Below are 21,771 nucleotides of genomic sequence, written 5' to 3'. Positions count from 1 at the left end.
CAGACACCATGTCAGAAACGCTTTCTTTGCCGGATACTCAGGTCGAGTATCGGGATTATCCGCTGGTTGCAGCACAACCGGGGATCTGGATCGCCGACCAAATCGCGCTACGCCGCAACGGCTTCGCCGTGGCGCACTACACCGAACTGCACGGCGCTATCGACCGCTCGGCGCTGGAGCGTGCCATCCGTCAGGGGCTGGCCGAAGCGGATACGGTTCAGGCGCGGTTCTTTGAGGCGCAGGACGGCCAGCCGGTGCAGCGTTTACCGTTGATAGCCGACCCTGCACGCGTGCAGGCGCCGGAGTGGTTCGATTTCAGCACGCAGCCGGACGCCGAACAGGCGGCGCTGGCGCTGATGAACGACGATCTGGCGCAGGATTTGCCGGCGGACGGCGAACGGCCGCTTTATCGCCATGCGGTGATCCGCGTCAGCGCCGAGCGCTGGTTCTGGTACCAGCGCTTTCATCATCTGACCCTGGACGGCTTCAGTTTCGAAGCCATCACCCGCCGGATCGCCGATATCTATCGCGCGCTGCGCCACGGGCTGTCGCCGGCGGCCTCGCCGTTTACCCCGTTCGGCAAGGTGGTGGAAGAGTTTCAGCAATGGCAAACGTCGACCGCACGTGAGCGGGCGGCCGAATTCTGGCGCCAGCATCTGCGCGATTTGCCGTCGCCGCTGTCATTATCGACGGAGAGTCGGGAGGTTGAACCGGGTGCCCGGCCGCTCAAACAGGCGCTGGTGCTGCCTGAATCGCTGTTTGACGAAGCGCTGCGCGATGATGCGCTGCAGTCGCTGCAACCGGCCGATATCGTCACGGCGGCGCTGGCGATGTATCTGGCGCGCATGAGCGGTGAAACCCGCTTCTCAGTCGGCTTTCCTTTCATGCGCCGGATGGGGTCGCAGGCGCTGGCGGCGGTCGGCCCGGTGGTCAACGTGCTGCCGCTGCTGCTGAACGTGACGCCGGCGATGTCGCTGGCGGACGTCTGCCAGGCCACCGTGGCGGAGATCAAGCAGGCGCGCCGCCATCAACGCTATGAGGCGGAGCAGATCAAACGCGATCTCGGCCTGGTCGGCGGCCATCAGGAACTGTATGGCCCGGTGGTCAACGTCAAGGTCTACCACAGCGCCTTGTCGTTCGACGGTCAGGCGGCCACCACCCATACGCTGGCGATGGGGCCGGTCGACGATCTGGAGTTTGAGATCGGTTTTCGAAGCGGCGTGCTGACGCTGTCTTTGGTCGCCAACCCGGCCAAATACTCGCCGCGCACCTTGCATCATCACGCGGAGCGCATCGGCCATTGGCTGCAGCAGCTGGCGCGGCAGCCGCGCCAGCCGAACGGCCAACTGGCGCTAATCAGCGATGGGGAACTCAGACAACTCGCGGCCTGGGGGCGCGGCGCCGAGCTGACGCCGCCGGCGGGCATGGTCTCGATTATGGATGCGTTCCAGTGCCAGGTCGAGCGCCAGCCCGAGGCGTTGGCGGTGGCCTGCGGCGACGTGCGCCTCAGCTACCGGCAGCTCTCCGAACGGGTGATGCAACTGGGGCGAGTGCTGATCGAAAACGGCATCGGCGCCGAAGACGTTGTCGCCATCGGCATTCCACGCTCGGTGGACACGCTGGTCGCGCTGCTCGGCGTGCTGGCCAGTGGCGCGGCCTATATGCCGCTCGATCTGGACTATCCGCGTGAACGTTTGGCGCTGATGTGCGACGACGCGCGGCCGGTAATGTTGCTGACCCACCGCGCCACGCGGGCCAACATGCCGGATCTGCCGCAGATATTGTGCCTGGACGACGCCCCGTGCCTGGCGCGCTGCGCGGCCGCCGAGGCCACGCCGATAACGGATGCCGAACGGCGTGTGCCGCTGAGCGAGGCGCATCTCGCCTACATGATTTACACCTCCGGCTCGACCGGCAAACCCAAGGGGGTCATGTCCACACACCGCGGGCTGCTGAACCTGTTCCTGTCGCACCAGGCTTCTCTGTTTGGCCCGGCGATCGAAAAATTCCAGGCTCGCCACGCGCGCCGCTTGCGCGCCGGCCATACCGCCTCGTTTTCTTTCGACTCCTCTTGGGAACCGCTGTTCTGCATGATGATGGGCAGCGAACTGGTTATCTTCGATGAGGAGCTGCGCCGCGACCCCTGGGCGCTGCTGGAACAAACCCAACAGACGCCGATCGATCTGCTGGACATCACGCCGTCGTTCTTCTCGCAACTGGTGGACTGCGGCCTGCTGAAAGGGCAGTTCCCGCTGCCGTCGTTCGTGATGATCGGCGGCGAGGCGGCGACGCCGACGCTGTGGAACCTGATGCAGCAGCATCCGGAAGTGGAGATCCACAACTATTACGGCCCGTCCGAATACACCGTCGATACCCTCGGCGCGCCGGTGACGGCCGCAGACCAGCCGGTGATCGGCCGTCCCCTCGCCAATACCTCAGTTTGGCTGCTCGACAGCCGCCTGCAGCCGGTGCCGATCGGCGCGGCGGGCGAACTGTACATTTCCGGCAAAGGCATCGCGCGCGGTTACCTGCGGCGCCCGGATCTGACGGCGGCGCGCTTTGTCGCCAACCCGTTCGCCGAAGGCGAGGTGATGTACCGCAGCGGCGATCTGATGCGCTGGAGCGCGGAGGGCCAGCTGGTGTTCATTGGCCGAACCGATCATCAAATCAAGGTGCGCGGCTTCCGCGTCGAGCTGGGTGAGGTGGAAAGCGCCTTGGCCGCCTTGCCGGACGTAGGGCGAGCGGTGGTGATCGCCGAGCCGATCGGCGCCACCTATCGCCTGATCGGCTACTGCTCGGTGCAGGATGACGCGCGCCGCGCCTCGCCGGCGCTGCAAAACGAGCTGCTGGGGCAGCTGGCGCAGCGTCTGCCGGATTATATGGTGCCGGCGATCCTGGTGGTGATGCCGGAGCTGCCGCTCAACGTCAACGGCAAGATTGACCGCCAGGCGCTGCCCAAACCGCAGGAGACGCTGGCGCAAAGCATTCGCGAACCGGCCACCGAGCAGGAAAGGCTGATTTGCCACGCGATGGCCCACCTGTTGGGGATGGAGCGCATCGGCGCCGACGACGATTTCTTTGCGCTCGGCGGCGACAGCATCTCGGCGATGGGGTTGGGCACCGCCCTGCGGCGCAACGGTTATCTGCTGCGGCCGCGCGAGATCTTCGCGCTGCACACCCCCGCGCGCATGGCGCAGGCGATGCAGCCGCTGGTCGTAGACTCTCAGACCCCACGCAGCGTGCGGCAAGGCCCGATCGACGGGCTGCCGATCCTGCACTGGTTTGCCGAGACGGGCGATATGCATCGCCGCTTCGCGCACGGCGTTTTCCTGCGCGTGCCTGCCGAGCTGCAACCGGAACAGCTGCGTGATGCGTTGGAACAGCTGCGCACGGCCCACCCGGCGCTGGGCGCCCGGATCCGCGATGGCCAGTTGGTGGTTGAAGAAGCCGCTAGCGCTGAGTTCATGCAGGTTCAGACCGTATCCAGCGAACTGGAGCCGGCGGCGGAACAGGCTTTCGATGCCGCACTCGAGCATCTCGATCCGGCGGCCGGCGCCATGATGCAGGCGATCTTGTTGCAGCGTGACGGGCAGAGCCTGGGGCTGGTGCTGGCGATCCACCACCTGGTGGTCGACGGCGTTTCCTGGCGCATCCTGCTCGAGGAGCTGCGGCAAGTGGCCGACAGCGCCATGCAGGGGCAGCCGATCACGCTGCCGCCGGAAGAAACCTCGCTCTATGAGTGGTCCGCGCGTTTACGCGCAGACGTGGAGCGCCGGGAAGCCGAGCTGCCGTTCTGGCGGCAAATGCTGGCGGACGGCGTGCCGCGTTTGGGCCGGCGCGCGCTGGAACCGCAGACCGATCGCATCGCCTCGGTGAACGAACGGCGCACGCTGCTCGACAGCCGGTTGACCGCCGCGCTGCTCGGCACATTGCCGCAGGGCTATCGCGCCCAGGTTGAGGAGATCATGCTGTGCGCGCTGGCTCAGGCCTGCCGCCGCCGTTTTCAGGCCGCTTCGCTGCGTTTCTCTCTGGAGTCGCACGGCCGCGCCGAACTGGACGACGGCCTCGATCTGGCCCGCACCGTCGGCTGGCTGACGGCGGAGTACCCGCTGCGCATCGAACTGCATGACGCCGAGCACAATGAGGCCGTGCGCGCGGTGAAACGGGCGACGCGAGCGGTGGCCGATCGCGGCGTCGGCTACGGCCAGCTGCGTTATCTGCATCCACAGCGCGACGACCTGGCGGCGCTGGCGCAGCGCAACGCCCCGGAGATTTTATTCAACTACCTCGGGCGCTTCAGCCAAGATGAAGGGCACTGGGCGCCGCAGCGCAGCCAAACCCGCTTCCGCGACGCCTTCGCCGTGGCGCAGGATGCGCAGCAGGCGCTGTCTTACGGGCTGGAAGTGAACATCTTTGTCGAGGAACGGCGCGACGGCGCCTGCCTGGCGATTAACTGGAGCTGGCTGGAGGCGATTTTCAGCGAGAGCGACATAACGCAGCTGCACAGCGGCATTGAGCAAGCGGTGCGTTCACTGTGCGAATTTGCCGAACGCCATCCCGAACGCGCGGCGGCGACGTTGGTGGCGGCCGAGATCGCCCAGCCGGGCGTCGATGATGAGGCAGTGCGCGCCTGGGAGCGGGAGTGCGGGCCGTTAGCCGCGGCGCTGCCGCTGTTGCCGCTGCAACACGGCCTGCTGTTCCATGCGCAGACGGCGCAGCAGGGCGGCAGCTATAACTCGTTGACGCGCCTGAGCCTCTGCGGCGAACTGGACGTGCTTCAACTTCAGCAGGCGCTGGATGCGGTGATCCGCCGCCATCCGCAATTGGCCGCCCGATTCAACCGCGAGGGCGAACCGCTGCAGCTGATACCGCAGGAAAGCCAATGGCCGTTGGACAGCCACAGGCTGCCGCCGCTGGCCGAAGAACAGGAGGCACAGGCACTGCACCGGCTGGAGCAGCAGGAACTGCAGCGCGATCTGTTCAACCAGCCGGGCGCGATGCTGCATGCGCTGTGGGTCAAACACGGCGATAGCGAACGCTACACGCTGTTCCTTAACGCGCACCACCTGATCGTCGATGGTTGGTCGACGCCGGTGGTGCTCAACGATCTGATGCTGGCCCTGCGTGAAGGCGAACAGGCGTTGCCGCCGCTGCGTTCGAACTATGCCGATATCGTGCGTCGCCTGACCGCGCGGGATGCCGAAGCCTCGCGCCGCCTGTGGCGTGAGACGCTGCAGGATGTGCGCCCGACGTTACTGTTCGGTGACGCGCAGGACGATCGCGTGCATGAGCTGGAAATGACGCTGCCGCCGGCCGAGGAAAAGCGCTTGCTGACCCTGTGCCGCGAACGCGGGTTGACGCTCAATACCGTGATGCAGGGCATTTGGGCGCTGCAGCTGGCCAGCTGTTGCGGCCAGCAGGACGTGGTGTTCGGCTCGCCGGTGTCCGGCCGCTTTGGCCAGATAGAAGGGGTCGAGGAACACGTCGGCCTGTTCAGCAACACGCTGCCGGTACGAGTTCGTCTGCAGCATGACCGTTCGTTGACGGAACAGCTGACCGACCTGCAGCACCGGCAGATTGCACTGCTGGAGCACGACGATTTGGGGTTGGGGGAAATTCAGCACCTGGCCGGGGCGGGCACGCTGTTCGATACGCTGTTGGTGGTGGAGAACTACCCGGACAACGACGCTCTGCTGGGCGGAGCAGGATCGCTGCGCTGCGACGCCATCCGCAACAAAGGCTATACCCACTATCCGCTGACGCTGCTGGTGCTGCCGGGCGAACGTCTGCGCCTGCTGATGGAGTACCGCGCCTCGGTGCCGCAGCCTGAACGCTTCGCCGCGCGGCTGATGGCGCTGCTGCAACAGTGGATCGCCCAGCCGGATCTGCCGCTGCCGCGCTGGCAGTTGCAAACCCCGCAGGAGCAGGCGCTGATCGCGGCGGTCAACCGCACCGGGCAGGCGGTGGCGGACACCACCTTGCATCAGGCGATCGCCGATCAAGCGCGGCGCACACCGGAACGCATCGCGCTACAGGATGCCGGGCACAGCCTCAGCTACCGTGACATGCAGCGCCAGGCCGCGCTGCTGGCCGAGCGGCTGACGGTGGCCGGCATTCAGCCGGGGGACATCGTCGCGGTCGCGTTGCCGCGTTCCGTGCGCCTCAGCCTGGCGTTGACGGCGATTGTGCAGACCGGCGCCGCCTGGTTGCCGCTGGACACCGGCTACCCGGACGAACGTCTGGCCTACATGGTGGAGGACGCCAAGCCGCGGCTGATTATCACCGAAAGCGCGTTGGATGCCCGCTTCGCCGCGCTGGCGCCGACGCTGCTGTTCGATGCGCTGGACGAGAGCGGGCGCGAACCGGCAGCGCGCCAACCGGCGGGGAACGGCGATTATCCCGCCTACGTGCTGTATACCTCCGGCTCTACCGGGCGGCCGAAAGGCGTGGTGGTGAACCACCGGGCAATCGTCAACCGCCTGTTCTGGATGCAGCACGAGTATGCGCTCGATGCGCAGGACGTGGTATTGCAGAAAACGCCGTGCAGCTTCGACGTTTCCGTCTGGGAATTCTTCTGGCCGCTGATGGTTGGTGCGCGCCTGGTGATGGCGCCGCCGGAGGCACACCGCGATCCGCAGGCGCTGACGACGTTGATCGACGACTATGGCGTGACCACGCTGCATTTCGTTCCGTCCATGTTGGCTATCTGGGTAGAGGCCTTGAACGAACGGGCGCCACAGCGCGCCGCCGCCAGCCTGAAACGCGTGTTCTGCAGCGGCGAAGCGCTGTCGTGTGAACTGGCTTCCCGCTATCAGGCGTTGGTTACCGCGCCGCTGCACAACCTGTATGGCCCAACGGAGGCGGCGGTCGATGTCACCTACCAACCGGCGTCCGGCGCGGCGTTGGCGGCGGTGAACGGCGCCGGCGTGCCGATCGGCAAACCGGTCTGGAACACCCAACTGAGCATTCTCGACGCCATGCTGCGGCCGGTGCCCGTCGGCTGCGCCGGCGATCTCTACCTGCGCGGCATTCAGCTGGCCGATGGCTATATGCATCGGCCGGGGCTGACGGCGCAGCGGTTTGTCGCCGATCCCGCCGGCAACGGCGCGCGCATGTATCGCACCGGCGATATCGCCCGCTGGCTGGAAGACGGCAGCGTCGAGTATTTGGGGCGCAGCGACGATCAGCTGAAGATCCGCGGCCAGCGCATCGAGCTGGGCGAAATCGAGCAGGCGCTGCTGGCGCAGCCGGGGGTAGCGCAAGCGGCGGTGCACGCCATCGAACTGGGCGAGGGCGCGACGGGGCTTGACGGCGCCGATATGCGCCAGCTGGTTGCCTGGCTGATCGCCCAACCGGGCGTGACGCTGGATACCGGCGTGCTGCATCAGGCGCTGGAGCAGCGTTTGCCTGCGCACATGATGCCGGTCAGCTATGTCATGACCGACCGTTTCCCGCTCAGCGCCAGCGGTAAGCTGGATCGCAAGGCGTTGCCACGGCCGCAGCTGAGCCATCAGAGCGGCCGCATGCCGGAGAGCGACAGCGAGCGCCTGCTGGCGGCGCTGTTTGGGGAACTGTTGGGGCGCGAGACGGTGTATGCCGACGACGACTTCTTCGCGCTGGGCGGCCATTCGCTGCTGGCGATGCGTCTGGCGGCGGAGCTGCGTCGGCGCGTCCCTCGGCCATTGAGCGTCGGGCAGATCATGTTCGCCCGCAGCCTGGAGAAGATGGCGCACCTGCTCGATGACGCGCAGGCGGCCAATTCGGCCGAGAGCCGCGGCGTCGGCGAGTGCCTGCAACTGCGGGCCGGCCAAGGCCCGGCGCTGTTCTGCCTGCATCCGGCTTCCGGTTTCGCCTGGCAGTATTCGGGGCTGAGCCGTTATCTGCCGGGGAGCTACCCCATCATCGGCCTGCAGTCGCCAAGACCAGATGGCGCTATCGCCACCTGCGAGGATATCGAGCAGATGGTCGATCGGCATCTCGCTAATCTGCGCCGCCTGCAGCCACAGGGGCCTTACTACCTGCTGGGCTATTCGCTCGGCGGCACGCTGGCGCACTCGATGGCCGCGCGCCTGCAGCAGCAGGGCGAAGAGGTGGCGTTCCTCGGCATGCTGGATACCTATCCGCCGGAAGGCCAGGATTGGACAGGCCCCAGCGAGGAGGACGCGCAGAAAGAGGTGGCGCAGGAGCAGGCCGAGTTTATGGCGGAAGATCATGGCGATCCGGCGTTGATGGCGGAGAAGGCGGCGATGTTCGACAGCATCGTCGCCAACTACCGCGACGCGGTGCGCATTCTGTCTCAGGCGCGCAGCCGGCGTTTCCACGGCACGGCGACGCTGTTTGTCGCCGACCAGACGCTGCCGCCGGAGATGGATATCGACGCCGTGTGGGCACCGTATTTGGATGGGCTGATCTGCCATCACCAGCGCTGCGAACACGCGGACATTCTGTCGCCGGCTTCGCTGGAGACGCTTGGCCCGCTATTGCACGAGCTGCTGACGCGGCAATACGGGTTGGTATAACGCAACCGGGCCGGGGGGCGTGCGTCCCGGCCCCTACTAAAACATGATATGCAGGACACTATGGCCAGACCTTCTTTTTTTCTTGATTTCAGTTTGCTGAGAAGCAATGCGCATTTCCGCGCGATTTTCTGCGCCCGCATGCTGTCGGTGTTTTCCCTCGGCATGTTGGCGGTGGGGGTGCCGATTCAGATCCAGGCGATGACCGGCTCCACGTTGCAGGTGGGCGTGGCGGTGGCACTGGACGGAGTGGGCATGTTTATCGGCCTGATGCTGGGCGGCGTGCTCGCCGATCGCTACGATCGCCGTAAGCTGATCTTGTTTGCGCGCGGCACCTGCGGGCTGGGCTTTGTCGCCCTGAGTCTGAACGCCTTCGCCCCGGCGCCGTCGCTGTGGGCGCTCTACCTGCTGGCGGCCTGGGACGGGTTCTTCGGGGCGCTGGGCATGACGGCGCTGATGGCGGTGATCCCACTGCTGGTCGGGCGTGAAAACCTGGCGGCGGCGGGGGCCTTGAGCATGGTGACGGTGCGCATCGGCGCGATCCTGGCGCCGGCGCTGGGCGGGATCATTATCGTGTTCGGCGGCGTGGGGCTGGCGTTCGCCGTGGCCGCCGCCGGAACGCTGGGCACCCTGGTCCCGCTGGTGCGCCTGCCGACGCTGTTGCCGCAGCAGCAGGAGCCGGAACACCCGCTGCGCGCGCTCGCCAGCGGCTTCCAGTTTGTCTGGCGCAATAAGGTGGTGGGGTCGGTGGTGTTGCTGGGGATGCTGATGAGCATCGTCGGCGCCGTCAGGGTGCTGTTCCCGGCGCTGGCGCAGGACGCTTACCACGTCGGCGCGTCCTCTATCGGCCTGATGTATTCTGCGGTGCCGCTCGGCGCGATGCTGGGCGCGCTGACCAGCGGCTGGGTGGGGCGATACGCTCGTCCCGGCGTGCTGATCCTGGTCGCCGCCATCGTCGCGTTTACCGCTATCGCTTCGCTGGGGCTGTTCAGCCACCTGGCGCCGGCGCTGCTGGCGCTGGTCTGCTACGGCTACGCCAATGCCATCGCTTCGCTCCTGCAGTTCATGCTGATCCAGAGCAACACGCCGGATCATCTGCTGGGGCGGGTGAACAGCCTCGGCACCGCGCAGGACGTAACCGGTGATTCGATCGGCGCGCTGGGGCTCGGCGTACTGGGCAGGGTGTTTACTCCATTGATGAGCGTGCTGTCGTTTGGCGCATTCGCCGCCGCGCTCGGCGTGCTGGTGGCCTTCAGCGTGCGTACGCTGCGCCAGTGCCGGCCGGCGGACGCGCTGGTCGAGCACGATGAGCCCGCGCCGGCAACCTCAGCGGCGGCGGACAACTAACCCCTCATGGCACCGGCTGTTCCGGCCGGTGCTGTTCCCCCCAGTCGCACATCATGTCGATCACCGGGATCAGCGAACGCCCGCGCTCGGACAGGCTGTACTCCACCTTGGGCGGGATCTGCGGATACTCCTTTCTCACCACCAGGCGATCTTTTTCCAGCTCTTTGAGCGTCGAACTCAGCGTTTTGTACGAAATGGTGCCGATGCAGCGCTGCAGCTCGTTGAACCGCAATACCGGCTTATACAACGCCAGCCAGTAGAGAATAATCATTTTATATTTGCCGTTGATCACCGACAGCGTATAGCCATAGCCGGTGTCTTCGAGGCTGATGCCTGTTGGGCTGCAGTGGGATTCGGCGGTCATCGGGTACTTTCTCCAGGGTAAGTATGTGTCGCGAGTGTGCGTATTTTACATTGTTCCAGCATAACCTATGATGCGCCGGTAGACACCTGACTGGAGAAATCGATATGAAAACCTTGGTGGTGGTGACCCATCCCGATATGGCGAACTCGGTGGTCAACAAACGCTGGCTGGAGGAGCTGCGGCGCTATCCGGAGCGGTATACCGTGCACGAACTGCATCAGGCCTATCCGGATTGGCAGATCGACGTCGCTCAAGAGCAGCGGCTGATTGAAGCCCATGACAACATCGTGCTGCAGTTCCCGATTTTCTGGTTCAGCAGCCCGCCGCTGCTGAAAAAATGGCTGGACGACGTGCTCACCTACGGCTGGGCCTACGGTTCCCGCAGCGGCTACAAGATGCAAAACAAGAAGCTGGCGCTGGCGGTCACGGCGGGGGTGCGTGCAGAGGATTATGCGCGCGACGGGCGCTATCGTTACTCGCTGGAGGAAATCTTCCGGCCGTTTGAAGTCACCGCCGGCTACGTGCGGGCCGACTATGCCTCGTTCTTCGCCTTTTACGGCAAGGAGGCCGCTTCGGACGGGACGGTGGAGCCGCTGCAATCCCACGAATTGGATAGCAGCGCGCAAGGCTACCAGGCATTTCTCGCCGCCCTGAATTAACGGCACGCCCCGGATGCGCCAGGGCGTGCGCGTCCGGCTACTCGATATGAACGCCGAAACCGTTTTGCCCCGGCGCGAGATGCGCTTTCAGCGTCAGCTGCGGGATCAGATAGTCACCGGCGTTTTGCCGCCTGAAGCGGATTGGCTCGGCGTTCCACAGATTATCCAGCCGCTGCCCGAGCTGCTCGCGCAGGGCGGCAAAGCGTGCCTCATCGGTTTTGCCGGCGCGGTAGGTGACGAACGGCGGCAGCACCTCGAAGCCCGGGTAGTGCAGCATGCCGTGCTGGATCGGGAACAGGATATCGTCGATCGGCCCGTTGATGCCACGCGGGGCGTAATGGGACTCCCAGCCGCCGGCGGTGACGATCAGCATCGCCCGTTTGCCCGCCAGCGTCCCCTCGCCGTAACGGTCGCCCCAATGGGTGTCGGAATGCTCACCCACGCCGTAGGCAAAACCATAGGCATACACACGCTCCACCCAGCCTTTGAGGATCGCCGGCATCGAGAACCACCACAGCGGAAACTGCAGCAGCACCGCATCCGCCCAGCGCAATTTTTGCTGCTCCCGTTCGATATCGGCGCTCTGCATGCCGTTGGCGAACGCACGCTTCGAATCCAGCGAAGGATCGAAACGAGCCGTTGCCGGGTCTTCCAGGCTGTCGCTGGCATCGAGCACCGCTTTCCACTTCATGGCGTACAGGTCTGACACCTGTACCTGATGGCCGGCCTGCATCAGGCGTTCAACGGCGAAATTTTTCAGTGAGCCGGTCAGCGACAGCGGCTCCGGGTGGGCGTAAACAATCAGCACATTCATAACAGCTCTCCTTGGTGTGAGAGCTGCAGAGTAGGGCGTTAGTCGGTATATTAGAAATGAATTACCGTTATCCCAGGTATAACTATGAATAATTTAAGGCGGCTGGATCTCAACCTGCTGGTGACGCTCGACGCGCTGCTGGCGGAGCATAACGTCACGCGCGCGGCGCAGCGGCTCAATTTCTCCCAGCCGGCGGTCAGCGTGCATCTTGCCAAACTGCGGGCGATCTTTGACGATCCGCTGCTGTTGCCCGGCCCGCGCGGCATGCGCCCGACCGCCAGAGCGGAACAGCTGCGGGAGCCTTTGCGCCAGGCATTGGCGGCGCTCGAGTTGGCGGTGACGCCGGCGACGCCGTTCGATCCCGCCGTGGCGAGTGATACCTGGCGCGTAGCCGCCTTCGACTACGGCGAATCCACCATCGTGCTGCCGGCGCTGAACGGGTTGCGCACGGCGGCGCCCGGCACCCGGCTGGCGGTGCTGGAGATCGCACCGGCGCGCCTCGCCAAACGGGCGGAGCAAGGAGAGATCGACCTGGCGTTTCATACCCGCGAAGGGGCGCCATCCGGCCTGCGGCAGCGCACGCTGTTTAGCGAACGCTATGTGCTGGTGGGCAGAATCGGCCACCCCAAACTGCATGCCAGGCTGACGCCGGCACAATTTTGCCAATTGGAGCAGGTCATGGTCTCGCCGGACGGCGGCGGGTTCTATGGCATGACCGACAGGGCGTTGGCGGACGTGGGGCTGACGCGGCGCGTAGTGCTTTCCGTGCCGCATTTTCTGTTCGTTATCTCGGTGCTGACGCAGTCCGATTTGGTGGCGATGCTGCCGGAACGGCTGGTGCGCAACCAGCCTTTATTGCAACAGCTTGAGCCGCCGCTGGCGGTGCCGGGCTTTGAAATGACCATGCTCTGGCACGAACGATCGCACCGGGATCCCGCTCACCGGTGGCTGCGCGAACATATCGTGCGTTCAGTGTGAGCGGGTTGGCGGGTTAAAGGGAGAAGCGTTTTTTGATTCTGTCGACCGGCGTGCCATCGCTGAGCGGCACCTGCGGCAAACGATCGTAATCGCGAAAGCCCATTTTGTGATAGTAGGCGAGGCCACCGACGTTATCCGCCCGAATGGTGGCGTTGATGTGCTTGAAACCGTGCGACTTCGCCGCCGCTAATGTGGCAGGGAACAGCGCACTGCCGACGCCAGGCACCTTCGGCGACAGGCGGGAGAAGGTGGCAATATCTGCGGTATCGGGCGGCAGGGCATCATCAGCGCTCAGCGACTGGAAGCCCACTAACAGCCCGTCCACCTCCGCGACCTGGCAGCTCAGCGCATTGCTGCCGCTGATGAACCATTCGCTGAATTCAGCGGGGGTGAGGGGCATTTCTATCGCCGTCGTGCCGCCGGCGTCGATCACGTCATTCAATAACTGCGTCAGGGCTTCAGCGTCTTGCGGGGTTACCGTTCTGATCTTCATTGCGTTGCTCTCTCCTATGATGAATCGGCTGGAACCATCGAAAGAAGATAGACGCAGGCGTCCGATAATGAAATACCGGAACGTGCCGGACAAAAAACCGTGAAGGGAATTACATGAACAGGAAGCGGTCGGCCAGCGGAACGCCACGCTCAAGGCGCGGTGGCAACGCGTCGTCGCGATCGTCAGGCTGGGCAGCCTGCGGCGCGGCGTCTTCGGCTTTTTCAATCATCAGCTCGCCGAGCAGGGCCAGAAAACGAGTGAGCTTTTGCATATTCCCTCCGGATCGGTGATTACGTTGAGAATGATAGTAATCGCCGCTCAACCGAATGGGAAAAACTTAAAACTCATATCCTAAGAACCGGATCGCATATCACCTGACCGGGCGACGGTTGCCCATCGCCCGGTGAACGGTTTAGAAGGTGACGTTAACCTTGGCCCACAGGGTGCGACCCGGTTCATTCACCGCGCTGTTGGCCGAATACCCGAAGGCGCTGTTGCCCGCCAGGTTGAGGTGTTCGCTGTAGGTCTTGTTCAGGATGTTATCCAGACCGGCGCTCAGCTTGACGTTTTTATTCACCTTGTAGGCGGCGTTGGCGGAAAGCACGCCGAAGCCGGCGCTTTCGGCAAAGTCTTTGCCTACCACGTTGCCTTCGTTGATCGCCACGCGGTGTTGGCTGCTGACCAAACGCCACAGGCCGGTGCCGCTCCAGTCGCCGTACTCATAGGTGAGCCCCAGACGCGCCTCCAGCGGCGGGATCTGCGGCAGCGGCCGGCCGTCGCGGGTGTTTTTGCCCCAGGAGTAGGCCAGGCTGGCGTCGGTTTTCCAGTGCTCGCTCAGCTGGTAACCCATGCCCATTTCGCCGCCCATGATGTTGGCGTTGACGTTATCGGCCTGGCTGAGACGCGCGTTGTGCGGATCGTATTTGAACAGGATGAAATCATCGACGCGGCCCACGTAAGCGGAGACCCAGCCGTTGAAGCGCTTGCCGTTGTACTGCGCGCCGATGTCGAGCTGCGTGGTTTTCTCGCTCTTGACGCTGGAGAACGGATCCTTGCTGCCGTTCGGGCCGAGCTTCGGCGAGAACAGTTCCCAATAATCCGGGAAGCGCTCGGTATAACCGACGCCGGCATACAGCATCAGCGGCAGGTCGGCCAACGTATGCTCAAGACGCATAAAACCGCTCGGCAGGGTGTCCGAACGCTCCCCGTCGCTGCCGCTGCGGAAATTCTCCACCAGGGTTCGGTCAAGACGCGCGCCGCCGATCAGTTTATCCTGTTCGCTGGTGGACCAGGTCAGTTCACTGAAGGCGCCATAGCTGTTGAACTGGGCGTCTTTTTCCCAGCTGCCGCGGCTCATGCTGCGGTGGGTGTTGGTTTGGGTGTCCAGGCCGCTTTCAAGCTTCACGTCCTGCCACTGCCAGGTGCCCATCACGCGGCCACCGACGGTGCGGCGATCGAGCTGCATCGTCATGCCGGAGGACATCATGTGCCCGCCGTGGCCGCCCATACTCATACCGCCATGGCCCCCGTGGCCACCCATGCCGCCGCTGCCCGGCGAGCGCAGGGTGACGTTGTCCATCACGTGGTTGGCGTAGTTATAGTAGACCTGCGCTTCCAGCTTATCCAACACCTCGCCGATGTTGGATTTTTCCACCCGCATGCCCAGGCTTTCGCGCTTGAACTGCGAACCGTCCATGCTGCGGCCGGCATAGCGCGCTTCGCCGTTGCCGCGGCCCATGGTCACTTCCAGCAGCGTGTCGTTGTCCGGCGTCCAGCCGAGCGCCAGGTCGCCATTCCACTTGTCCCAGCGTGACGGCACGCGCGTATTCGTTCCGTCCTGATAGTCGTTGGAGCGGGATTTGTTGGCCATCACCCGCAGGTAGCCTTGTTCGGCGCCGAGGCTGGCGTCGATATTCTCGTCCCAGCGGCCATTGGAGCCGGTCAGCACGCTGGCGCTGCCCTTGATCCCCGGCTTGTCGAAGCGCGGGCGTTCTCGCTCGAAACGCACCGTGCCCGCCGACGATCCCGGCCCCCACAGTACCGTCTGCGGCCCCTTGGTGATGGTCAACAGATCGAAGCTTTCCGGCGAGATGTAAGAGGTCGGCGCATCCATCCGCGCTGGGCAGGCGCCCAGCATTTCCGAACCGTCGGTGAGGATCTTCAACCGCGAACCGAACATGCCGCGGAACACTGGATCGCCGTTGGTACCGCCGTTGCGAATCTGCGAAAAGCCGGGGATGGTTTTCAGGTAGTCCGAACCGTCGCTGGCCGGTACCGGCTGGCGCGGGGTTTTCGGCGAGGTGACGATGGTCAGCGGAGAGTAGAGCGGCGCGGTGACGGTGATCACGTCGCCATCATTAACCTGTGCGTCGGTAGGGTGCTGATGCGCCTGCGCCGCGTGGCCGGCCAGCAGGAACAACGGCATGGCGGTGGTGATGGCGCGGGTAACGGCGTTCTTTTTATAAGTCGGTTTAAACATCATCTTTCCTTAAGCTAACTCTTTTCCGTTCTTGACCGAAGGATTATTCAGGCGTGGGGCGGCCTGGCGAAAATCACCATCGGAAAATACGTGGTTAATTCCCTCAACGTGGAATAACCGGATTAATAATGACGTCTCGATGATTAACCGTTGGGCGAATTAATTCCGCCGGGTTGAAGCGAACAACGGCAATACAGAGAACGGCAATGGGCTTATTGTTAAATCAGAGGAAAGAGACGGGGGGCGCGCGCGGCTGTAATTCGGTGTGAACGACGTGGGCAAAGAGAGGAACGAGATAGTGAATCGGCGGCGGGTGCGAAGCCAGCGACTGGGACCAGAACAGCGGGGCGTGGCTCACGTCCAGCAGCGGTGCGTGCAGCAACAGCACGCAGTAGCCGCAGGCGCTGTCGTCCATCATCATCGCCATGTTGTGATGGCCGCCGCCGTGCTGCATCAGCGGCTGCGCGGTTTTTTCAGGCTCAGGCGGCGGCGAGTGCATCCCGTGATGCATCGGCATCTCCATGCCGCAATCCGCCATGACGGTCGTTCCAGCACTTCCGGCGCGTACATGCTCCAGGGATCGCGAGACCACCGGCGCAATGAACAACATCAGAATGGCAAACATCCCTAACCAGGCGGCGGCCCGATGTCGCGATGCAGAGCGCTGAATTAACGACACAATCAACCTAAAAAAGGGTTAACACAGGGTAGGGAATTGTACTGGTTTATGTCGAAATGTTAAAACCTTTTATTTCTGGTCAACGGTCTGTTGATGAATATATTATCGGATAAGCGCTTTAATTCTGACCAAAGGCTATTTTTTTTGCGCCAATCACGTGACGGGGACAATATTAATGACGGAAAAACTGGCGAGCACCATTATTCCGCTTTATGACGAACATACCGCCGCCTGGGAACGCCTCAGACCCACCACGCTGTTTGAACGGCCGTGGCTCGACCGCTTTTTGCAGCTCACCCCGGCCAATGCGCGGCTGCTGGATCTTGGCTGCGGCAATGGCGTGCCGATTGCCGCCTATTTTATCGAACAGGGGCATCGGGTCACCGGCATCGACGGTGCGCAGGCGATGATCGCGCGCTGCCGGCAGCGTTTTCCGCAGCAGGAATGGCGGCAAATGGATATGCGCCAGCTGGATTTAGCAGCGAAGTTCAACGGCCTGCTGGCCTGGGACAGCTTCTTTCATCTGGCGCGCGACGATCAGCGCCGGATGTTTCCGCTGTTCAGACGACATGCTGGGCCGCACGCCGTACTGATGTTCACCAGCGGCCCAGCCGACGGCGTGGCGATCGGCAGCTTCGAAGGACAGCCGCTGTTTCACGCCAGCCTGGCACCGGAGGAGTACAGACGTTTATTGCAGGAGAACGGCTTCCGCGTGGTTGACCATGTGGTGGAAGATCCCGCCTGCGGCGGAAGAACGGTCTGGTTGGCGCAGGGTGTTGAGTGACAATGTCACGGGCAGATCCCCCAAGAACCTGCCCGTTAACGTTATTTAGCGCTGACGCGCCAAACGGTGTTGCCTACGTCATCCGCAATCAGCAGGGCGCCGGCCTTGTCGACCGTTAATCCTACCGGTGCGCCATAGAGTTCCTTCTCGTCGTCGGAGACAAAGCCGGTGACCACCGCTTTGAGTTTGCCGACCGGTTTGCCTTGCTCAAACGCCACGTAGCTGACCCGGTAGCCGTTCAGCGGCGAGCGATCCCAGCTGCCGTGCTCACTGACAAAGGCGCCGCCGCGATACTCGGCCGGCAGTGCGCTTGCGGTATAGAACAGCAGCCCCAGCGGCGCGACGTGCGAGCTGAGGGCGTAGTCCGGCTTGATGGCTTTCGCCACCCGATCCGGCCGCGCCGGTTGCACCCGCCGATCGACGTGCTGGCCGAAATAGCTGTAAGGCCAGCCGTAGAAGCCGCCGTCCTGCACAGAGGTCAGGTAGTCCGGCACCAGATCGGCGCCGATCTCGTCACGCTCGTTGACGATGGCCCACAGCTTGCCGCTGTGCGGTTCCCACTGCAGCCCGGTCGGGTTGCGCAGGCCGCTGGCGAAGACGCGGCTGGCGCCAGAGGCGGTGTCCACTTCCAGCACGGCGGCGCGCCGGTACTCTACGGCCAGGCCGTTTTCGGTGATGTTGCTGTTGGAACCGACGCCGACATACAGCTTTTTACCGTCCGGGCTGGCCAGCAGGGCCTTGGTCCAATGATGGTTGATGGTGTCCGGCAGATCGGCCAGCTCTTTACCCGCATCGCTGATGCGCGTTTCGCCCGGCTGATAGGCGTACTGCATGATGTTGCCGGTGTTGGCCACGTACAGGGTGTTGCCAATCAGCTGGACGCCGAATGGGGAATCGAGCCCCTCGAGGAAAACATGCTTTTCCCAGCGGCCGTCGGCGGTTGGGCGCAGCAGGGTGATGCGGTTACCGCCTTTGCCCCCTTTACCGGACTGGCCTTTCACCAACCCGGCGATCAGCTGCTTGGGCGTGCTCACCGCCTCCGTGCCCGGCCCGTTGGCTTCCACCACCAGGACATCGCCGTTGGGCAGGGTAAGCAGCTGGCGCGGATGCAGCAAACCGTCCGCCACCTTGTCGATTTTTAAACCCTCGGCCACTTTCGGCATCTGGTTCTGTTGCCAGCCGACGCCCTTTGGCACCTGCATCGGCGGCATCAGGAAGTCTTGTGCCGCCGGCAACGCAGGATCCGGCCCCATTTGTTGTTCCGGCGAAATGACGGCGCTGTTATCGCAGCCGGCCAGCGCCAGCACGGCGGAAAGCGCAATCGCGGTGGATGATAGCTTCATGAAAACCTCCTTATTTTGCGCGGGCGCCCACGGCCAGCAGAATGTTGGCGAGGCTCAGCAGCGCGACTACGATCGCAGACAGCACCAAACCTTGCGGCACCACGGCATACGCATCCCGGCTATGCACGAAAGCGTTGATGATGGCGAGCACGATGGCCACCAGATTCAGCCAGAAATGGAGCTTGACCGGTGAACCCTGCAGCCGGCCGCTGCCGAACCACACCTGAACCAGGTTAATCAGCCGGGGAATAATGGCAAAAACCAGGCCGATGGCGATCAGCCAGCTGGCACCATTGACCCACTGAATATTCGCCGTGCAGGCATAGATGATGTCGAAAATCAGCGCTGCGGTGAAAAACCCATAAGGTATTGGGTTGAGCCATTCATAGACGGCCACCGCGACCGTAGAGGGCCTTGCTGTCGTTTGCGTGGTCATGCAGGTATCTCCATGAAAAATGATAGGTAAAAAAGGCGTAGGCCCCTTAAAGCTTTGTTCAGATTCACCGATTTGAACAATTTTGATTCTCATTTTTAGCATGCGATGTTAAAACCGAAACCCTCACTGCGGCATTATCAATGGTTTAGCAACATCGGGAGGTAGGGCATGAGTATAGAGCGCGTTCAGCGATTTCTGGCCGAGCACGCGCCGGAAACGGCGGTGACGGTGCTGGCAAAGAATACCGCCACGGTGGCGCTGGCGGCGGAAGCCTTTGGCGTGGAGAGCGGGCAGATCGCCAAGACGCTGTCGTTTCGCGTGAACGACGACGTGGTGCTGTTGGTGATGGCGGGAACCGCCAGAATCGATAACAAGAAGTACAAACAATTCTTCGGCGTAAAGGCGCGCATGCTGCCGGCAGAGGATGTGGAGGCGCTGACCGGATATCCGCCCGGCGGCGTTTGCCCCTTTGCCGCACCGGCAGCGGTGAGAATTTACTGCGATCGCAGCCTGTGCAGCTACGGTGAAGTGCTTCCGGCAGGTGGCAGCGATAACTCAGGTGTGAGAATTGCGCCACAACGCCTGGCCAGCATTACCGGAGCAGAGTGGATTGACGTGACGGGGTAACGTTAAGTGACGATGTCACAATTGTATTATGTTAAATACAATGCGTTACCTCGTGGTTAATGTGCTGTTTTAACAGGAAAAATCACTAGCTCATCGGGTTATGACAAACCGCCTCGATATTGTGACCATCCGGGGCTATCACAAATGCCGCATAGTAGTGGGCATGGTAATTGGGCCGTAAACCAGGTGCGCCATTGTCTTTGCCACCGGCATTTAGCGCGGCGTGGTAGAACGTATCGACCTGTTCACGGCTGCCTGCGGCAAATGCCAGGTGCAGATACGCCGGCTTTTCATCGGTTTGAAACAGGCACAATGACACGTTACCCCGATCGGAACACAGCTCGACGCCATAGCCGGGCTCGCCTTCGGCAACGATCTTTACGCCCAGCGGCGCCAGCGCATTGAGGAAAAACGCTTTGCTAAGGGCAAAGTCGCTGACGCCAAATTTCACATGGTCAAACATGGAGAGACTCCAGCAGCGTGGAAGAATGTTCCCATTCAGTATAGCCAACGCCGCGGCGGGCGCCGAAAGCGATGAAAAAGGACGCCAATACGCATTTAACGTGCAAATACTGTCCGTTTATATGACGCATTTTGGAGAAATCTGCAGTGTCGAAGTAGCCACGTTTTATCAGATTTCACGTAGCGCGATCAAAAAAGCAGGGGATTTCTGGCCAATATCGGCAGGTATGCGCCTTAGAAAATCATGTCCGGTCATCATTACTGAAACGGGAAATGGCGCACGCAGCATCACGGTCGAGGGCTATGAGACGCAGTGGCTGGAACGTTATCAAGATGAAGCGTTGAAACTACGCGAGATGTAGGCTGGCGTATTAACGGCAATTCATCATATCGGTAGTACAGCAGTGCCAAACCAACGATTGATATCTTGCTGGAGATTGAAAGCCTGGCGGCGTTGGATGGTATGAATGACAAGATGCATGATATGAGATCTACGCCGCGTGGCGAGAATGGCATTACCGGCAGGCGTTGCTGCAGCAAGTGAACAGAGTTGGCGTTCAGAGATTTTCTGCGCAAGCATCATGGTATTGCTGAGCAACACAAACACCAGGCTGCAGAAGACCGCCGGCAAAACCCAGCGGCTTATGGCCGGTTGAAAAACGAATTAGTTCAGCGGCATGAGCAGCCGGCGCCGGCATGGCAAGCCACAGGAGAAAGCCCATGAATCAGGCCTGGACGGCAGAATCCACATATCATCACCCAGGTGCGCATAATGTATATTATGTTAAATTAAGCATGATAAATGCTAACCGCCATAGCGTGGAGATTTCCTAAGTACGTAACTCTCTGCTGCTTATCGGGGCTCTTCCGTAGAACCCCTAACCTCTTACTACTATTCTTTAGTGGCTAAGGTATTCGTCAAATATATGCGAACCTAAAGTACGAATCACCGCTGAGCGTTCATCCAAAGAGGTATCCGCTTTTCTCACATAGATGCTGATGAATACAGGATCATGATTATTTGACCAGACCATCGAAGTTATCCCTCTGACACCATAATCACTTGCACCTGACCTATCGGCGATTTTCCATCCTTTAGGAAGAGACGCTCTAAGCATATTATCAGCGACTTTGTTATTGACCATCCATTCTTTCAATTGCGCTTTTGATGAATCACTGAGAACTGCGCCGGTCAAAATTTTCTTGATACTCTTGCTCATCGCATCAGGAGTCGTTGTATCTCGCAAATCATCCACGGGATTGACAGTCAATTCTGGCTCATATCGGTCAGAGCGAGTAACCGTATCTCCTATAGATCTCATAAATGCGGTCAGAGCCTCCGGTCCCCCACCTGAAAAAATAGCAAAATTAGCTGCTCCCAGGATTCCTTCTCATAGGGTTTTTGCCAGTTTTTTTCCGTGACGGGCACCAGTTCCCCGTTGAACGTATAGGTACAACAACGGCACCTCACCGGCACATCTTCTGCGGTGAATGCCGGGTTCACTTTCTGCAGTATCCCGTGCTCATCTATGCATAGTCCGCTGTAATAGCTCGACTCATCACAGCAGACATAGCTCTGCCAGTTTTTACGGTGCAGTGCCACCAGGTAAAAAATAGGTGCTTCTTTATCCAACCGACTAACCGCTTCGCTGTGCACTTCACTCCAGGGTTGGCCCACTTTACTGAGCAAAAATTGAAATAGCGGCGTGTAATCCATGCCATGTTGTATCCGCCCATGCATGCTTTCACGCAGCGGCAACTGCTCATCGTCCGCCTGTTTGCTATGCCGT

General features: G+C 62.0%; 17 protein-coding genes and 1 pseudogene. 7 read left to right on the top strand and 11 right to left on the bottom strand.

The annotated features are described in order from the left end of the window. Positions 1 to 8: 8 nt before the first annotated feature. Positions 9 to 8,519 carry a non-ribosomal peptide synthetase gene (locus tag C9411_RS00595; protein ID WP_107226215.1) on the top strand — a complete coding sequence of 2,837 codons (8,511 nt, stop codon included), beginning with the start codon at positions 9 to 11 and terminating at the stop codon, positions 8,517 to 8,519. A gap of 60 nt (positions 8,520 to 8,579) precedes the next feature. Beyond that, positions 8,580 to 9,863 carry an enterobactin transporter EntS gene (gene entS, locus C9411_RS00590; RefSeq protein WP_063989897.1) on the top strand — a complete coding sequence of 428 codons (1,284 nt, stop codon included), beginning with the start codon at positions 8,580 to 8,582 and terminating at the stop codon, positions 9,861 to 9,863. Positions 9,864 to 9,867: 4 nt separating this feature from the next. On the opposite strand, the gene C9411_RS00585 is transcribed toward entS, so the two are convergent. Next, positions 9,868 to 10,227, bottom strand: a complete 360-nt coding sequence (locus C9411_RS00585; RefSeq protein ID WP_063989896.1) for a helix-turn-helix domain-containing protein — start codon at positions 10,225 to 10,227, stop codon at positions 9,868 to 9,870. A 104-nt stretch (positions 10,228 to 10,331) separates the two neighbouring features. Between C9411_RS00585 and C9411_RS00580 the strand changes: the two genes are divergently transcribed. Then, entirely contained in the window at positions 10,332 to 10,886 is a 555-nt protein-coding gene (locus tag C9411_RS00580; protein ID WP_107226214.1) for an NAD(P)H-dependent oxidoreductase, read from the top strand. A 37-nt stretch (positions 10,887 to 10,923) separates the two neighbouring features. Here C9411_RS00580 and C9411_RS00575 read toward each other — a convergent pair whose 3' ends face one another. Next, positions 10,924 to 11,700 (bottom strand): NAD(P)H-dependent oxidoreductase, encoded by a 777-nt coding sequence (locus C9411_RS00575; protein WP_107226213.1) that lies wholly within the window; start codon positions 11,698 to 11,700, stop codon positions 10,924 to 10,926. 84 nt (positions 11,701 to 11,784) lie between these two features. Here C9411_RS00575 and C9411_RS00570 point away from each other — a divergent pair, with 84 nt between their 5' ends. After that, a complete protein-coding gene (locus C9411_RS00570; protein ID WP_107226212.1) occupies positions 11,785 to 12,678 on the top strand; it encodes a LysR family transcriptional regulator in 894 nt (297 codons plus the stop codon). A 13-nt stretch (positions 12,679 to 12,691) separates the two neighbouring features. Here the strand turns inward: C9411_RS00570 and C9411_RS00565 are convergent, their stop codons facing one another. The 4 genes from C9411_RS00565 to C9411_RS00555 all read right to left on the bottom strand — a co-directional run bounded on the left by C9411_RS00565 (position 12,692) and on the right by C9411_RS00555 (position 16,260). Next, positions 12,692 to 13,171, bottom strand: coding sequence for a GNAT family N-acetyltransferase (locus C9411_RS00565; protein WP_107226211.1), 480 nt, complete (start codon positions 13,169 to 13,171; stop codon positions 12,692 to 12,694). Positions 13,172 to 13,280: 109 nt separating this feature from the next. Further along, positions 13,281 to 13,442, bottom strand: a complete 162-nt coding sequence (locus tag C9411_RS25770; protein WP_162838235.1) for a hypothetical protein — start codon at positions 13,440 to 13,442, stop codon at positions 13,281 to 13,283. Between the two features lie 141 nt (positions 13,443 to 13,583). Further along, positions 13,584 to 15,650, bottom strand: coding sequence for a TonB-dependent copper receptor (locus C9411_RS00560; protein ID WP_063989891.1), 2,067 nt, complete (start codon positions 15,648 to 15,650; stop codon positions 13,584 to 13,586). Between the two features lie 223 nt (positions 15,651 to 15,873). After that, positions 15,874 to 16,260 (bottom strand): DUF2946 domain-containing protein, encoded by a 387-nt coding sequence (locus tag C9411_RS00555; RefSeq protein WP_233221875.1) that lies wholly within the window; start codon positions 16,258 to 16,260, stop codon positions 15,874 to 15,876. Positions 16,261 to 16,504: 244 nt separating this feature from the next. On the opposite strand from C9411_RS00555, the gene C9411_RS00550 reads away from it, so the two are divergent. After that, positions 16,505 to 17,113, top strand: a complete 609-nt coding sequence (locus C9411_RS00550) for a class I SAM-dependent methyltransferase (RefSeq protein ID WP_107226210.1) — start codon at positions 16,505 to 16,507, stop codon at positions 17,111 to 17,113. A gap of 41 nt (positions 17,114 to 17,154) precedes the next feature. On the opposite strand, the gene C9411_RS00545 is transcribed toward C9411_RS00550, so the two are convergent. Next, positions 17,155 to 18,456: a sorbosone dehydrogenase family protein gene (locus tag C9411_RS00545; RefSeq protein ID WP_107226209.1), complete on the bottom strand. Its 1,302-nt coding sequence runs from the start codon at positions 18,454 to 18,456 to the stop codon at positions 17,155 to 17,157. Between the two features lie 10 nt (positions 18,457 to 18,466). Beyond that, entirely contained in the window at positions 18,467 to 18,892 is a 426-nt protein-coding gene (locus C9411_RS00540) for a DUF2231 domain-containing protein (RefSeq protein WP_107226208.1), read from the bottom strand. Positions 18,893 to 19,060: 168 nt separating this feature from the next. Between C9411_RS00540 and C9411_RS00535 the strand changes: the two genes are divergently transcribed. Beyond that, positions 19,061 to 19,519, top strand: a complete 459-nt coding sequence (locus C9411_RS00535; protein ID WP_107226207.1) for a YbaK/EbsC family protein — start codon at positions 19,061 to 19,063, stop codon at positions 19,517 to 19,519. 85 nt (positions 19,520 to 19,604) lie between these two features. On the opposite strand, the gene C9411_RS00530 is transcribed toward C9411_RS00535, so the two are convergent. After that, on the bottom strand, positions 19,605 to 19,982 hold the full coding sequence (locus C9411_RS00530; protein WP_107226206.1) for a VOC family protein: 378 nt from the start codon (positions 19,980 to 19,982) through the stop codon (positions 19,605 to 19,607). A gap of 25 nt (positions 19,983 to 20,007) precedes the next feature. Here C9411_RS00530 and C9411_RS00525 point away from each other — a divergent pair, with 25 nt between their 5' ends. Next, positions 20,008 to 20,343: a hypothetical protein gene (locus C9411_RS00525; protein WP_107226205.1), complete on the top strand. Its 336-nt coding sequence runs from the start codon at positions 20,008 to 20,010 to the stop codon at positions 20,341 to 20,343. A gap of 537 nt (positions 20,344 to 20,880) precedes the next feature. Here the strand turns inward: C9411_RS00525 and C9411_RS00515 are convergent. Both C9411_RS00515 and C9411_RS25930 read right to left on the bottom strand, forming a co-directional pair. After that, positions 20,881 to 21,333 (bottom strand): annotated as a pseudogene (locus C9411_RS00515) (serine hydrolase); the annotation flags it as partial. Continuing rightward, positions 21,312 to 21,698: a hypothetical protein gene (locus tag C9411_RS25930; protein ID WP_233221852.1), complete on the bottom strand. Its 387-nt coding sequence runs from the start codon at positions 21,696 to 21,698 to the stop codon at positions 21,312 to 21,314. The pseudogene C9411_RS00515 and the gene C9411_RS25930, both read right to left, overlap by 22 nt. Positions 21,699 to 21,771 lie beyond the last annotated feature (73 nt).

The sequence above is a fragment of the Serratia sp. Nf2 genome (assembly GCF_003028435.1).
GTDB lineage: Bacteria > Pseudomonadota > Gammaproteobacteria > Enterobacterales > Enterobacteriaceae > Serratia > Serratia marcescens_L.
The sequence above is the reverse complement of the archived record's forward strand: the minus strand, read 5'-3'. Positions and strand labels throughout refer to the sequence as shown.

Excerpts from the sequence above, each read along its gene's own strand:
- C9411_RS00580 (WP_107226214.1), top strand. The coding sequence starts at position 10,332 with ATGAAAACCTTGGTGGTGGTGACCCATCCCGATATGGCGAACTCGGTG.
- C9411_RS25770 (WP_162838235.1), bottom strand. The coding sequence starts at position 13,442 with ATGCAAAAGCTCACTCGTTTTCTGGCCCTGCTCGGCGAGCTGATGATT.
- C9411_RS00585 (WP_063989896.1), bottom strand. The coding sequence starts at position 10,227 with ATGACCGCCGAATCCCACTGCAGCCCAACAGGCATCAGCCTCGAAGAC.
- C9411_RS00550 (WP_107226210.1), top strand. The coding sequence starts at position 16,505 with ATGACGGAAAAACTGGCGAGCACCATTATTCCGCTTTATGACGAACAT.
- C9411_RS00540 (WP_107226208.1), bottom strand. The coding sequence starts at position 18,892 with ATGACCACGCAAACGACAGCAAGGCCCTCTACGGTCGCGGTGGCCGTC.
- C9411_RS00555 (WP_233221875.1), bottom strand. The coding sequence starts at position 16,260 with ATGTTGTTCATTGCGCCGGTGGTCTCGCGATCCCTGGAGCATGTACGC.
- entS (WP_063989897.1), top strand. The coding sequence starts at position 8,580 with ATGGCCAGACCTTCTTTTTTTCTTGATTTCAGTTTGCTGAGAAGCAAT.
- C9411_RS00545 (WP_107226209.1), bottom strand. The coding sequence starts at position 18,456 with ATGAAGCTATCATCCACCGCGATTGCGCTTTCCGCCGTGCTGGCGCTG.
- C9411_RS00525 (WP_107226205.1), top strand. The coding sequence starts at position 20,008 with ATGTTCCCATTCAGTATAGCCAACGCCGCGGCGGGCGCCGAAAGCGAT.
- C9411_RS00575 (WP_107226213.1), bottom strand. The coding sequence starts at position 11,700 with ATGAATGTGCTGATTGTTTACGCCCACCCGGAGCCGCTGTCGCTGACC.
- C9411_RS00535 (WP_107226207.1), top strand. The coding sequence starts at position 19,061 with ATGAGTATAGAGCGCGTTCAGCGATTTCTGGCCGAGCACGCGCCGGAA.
- C9411_RS00530 (WP_107226206.1), bottom strand. The coding sequence starts at position 19,982 with ATGTTTGACCATGTGAAATTTGGCGTCAGCGACTTTGCCCTTAGCAAA.
- C9411_RS00570 (WP_107226212.1), top strand. The coding sequence starts at position 11,785 with ATGAATAATTTAAGGCGGCTGGATCTCAACCTGCTGGTGACGCTCGAC.
- C9411_RS25930 (WP_233221852.1), bottom strand. The coding sequence starts at position 21,698 with ATGGATTACACGCCGCTATTTCAATTTTTGCTCAGTAAAGTGGGCCAA.
- C9411_RS00595 (WP_107226215.1), top strand. The coding sequence starts at position 9 with ATGTCAGAAACGCTTTCTTTGCCGGATACTCAGGTCGAGTATCGGGAT.
- C9411_RS00565 (WP_107226211.1), bottom strand. The coding sequence starts at position 13,171 with ATGAAGATCAGAACGGTAACCCCGCAAGACGCTGAAGCCCTGACGCAG.
- C9411_RS00560 (WP_063989891.1), bottom strand. The coding sequence starts at position 15,650 with ATGTTTAAACCGACTTATAAAAAGAACGCCGTTACCCGCGCCATCACC.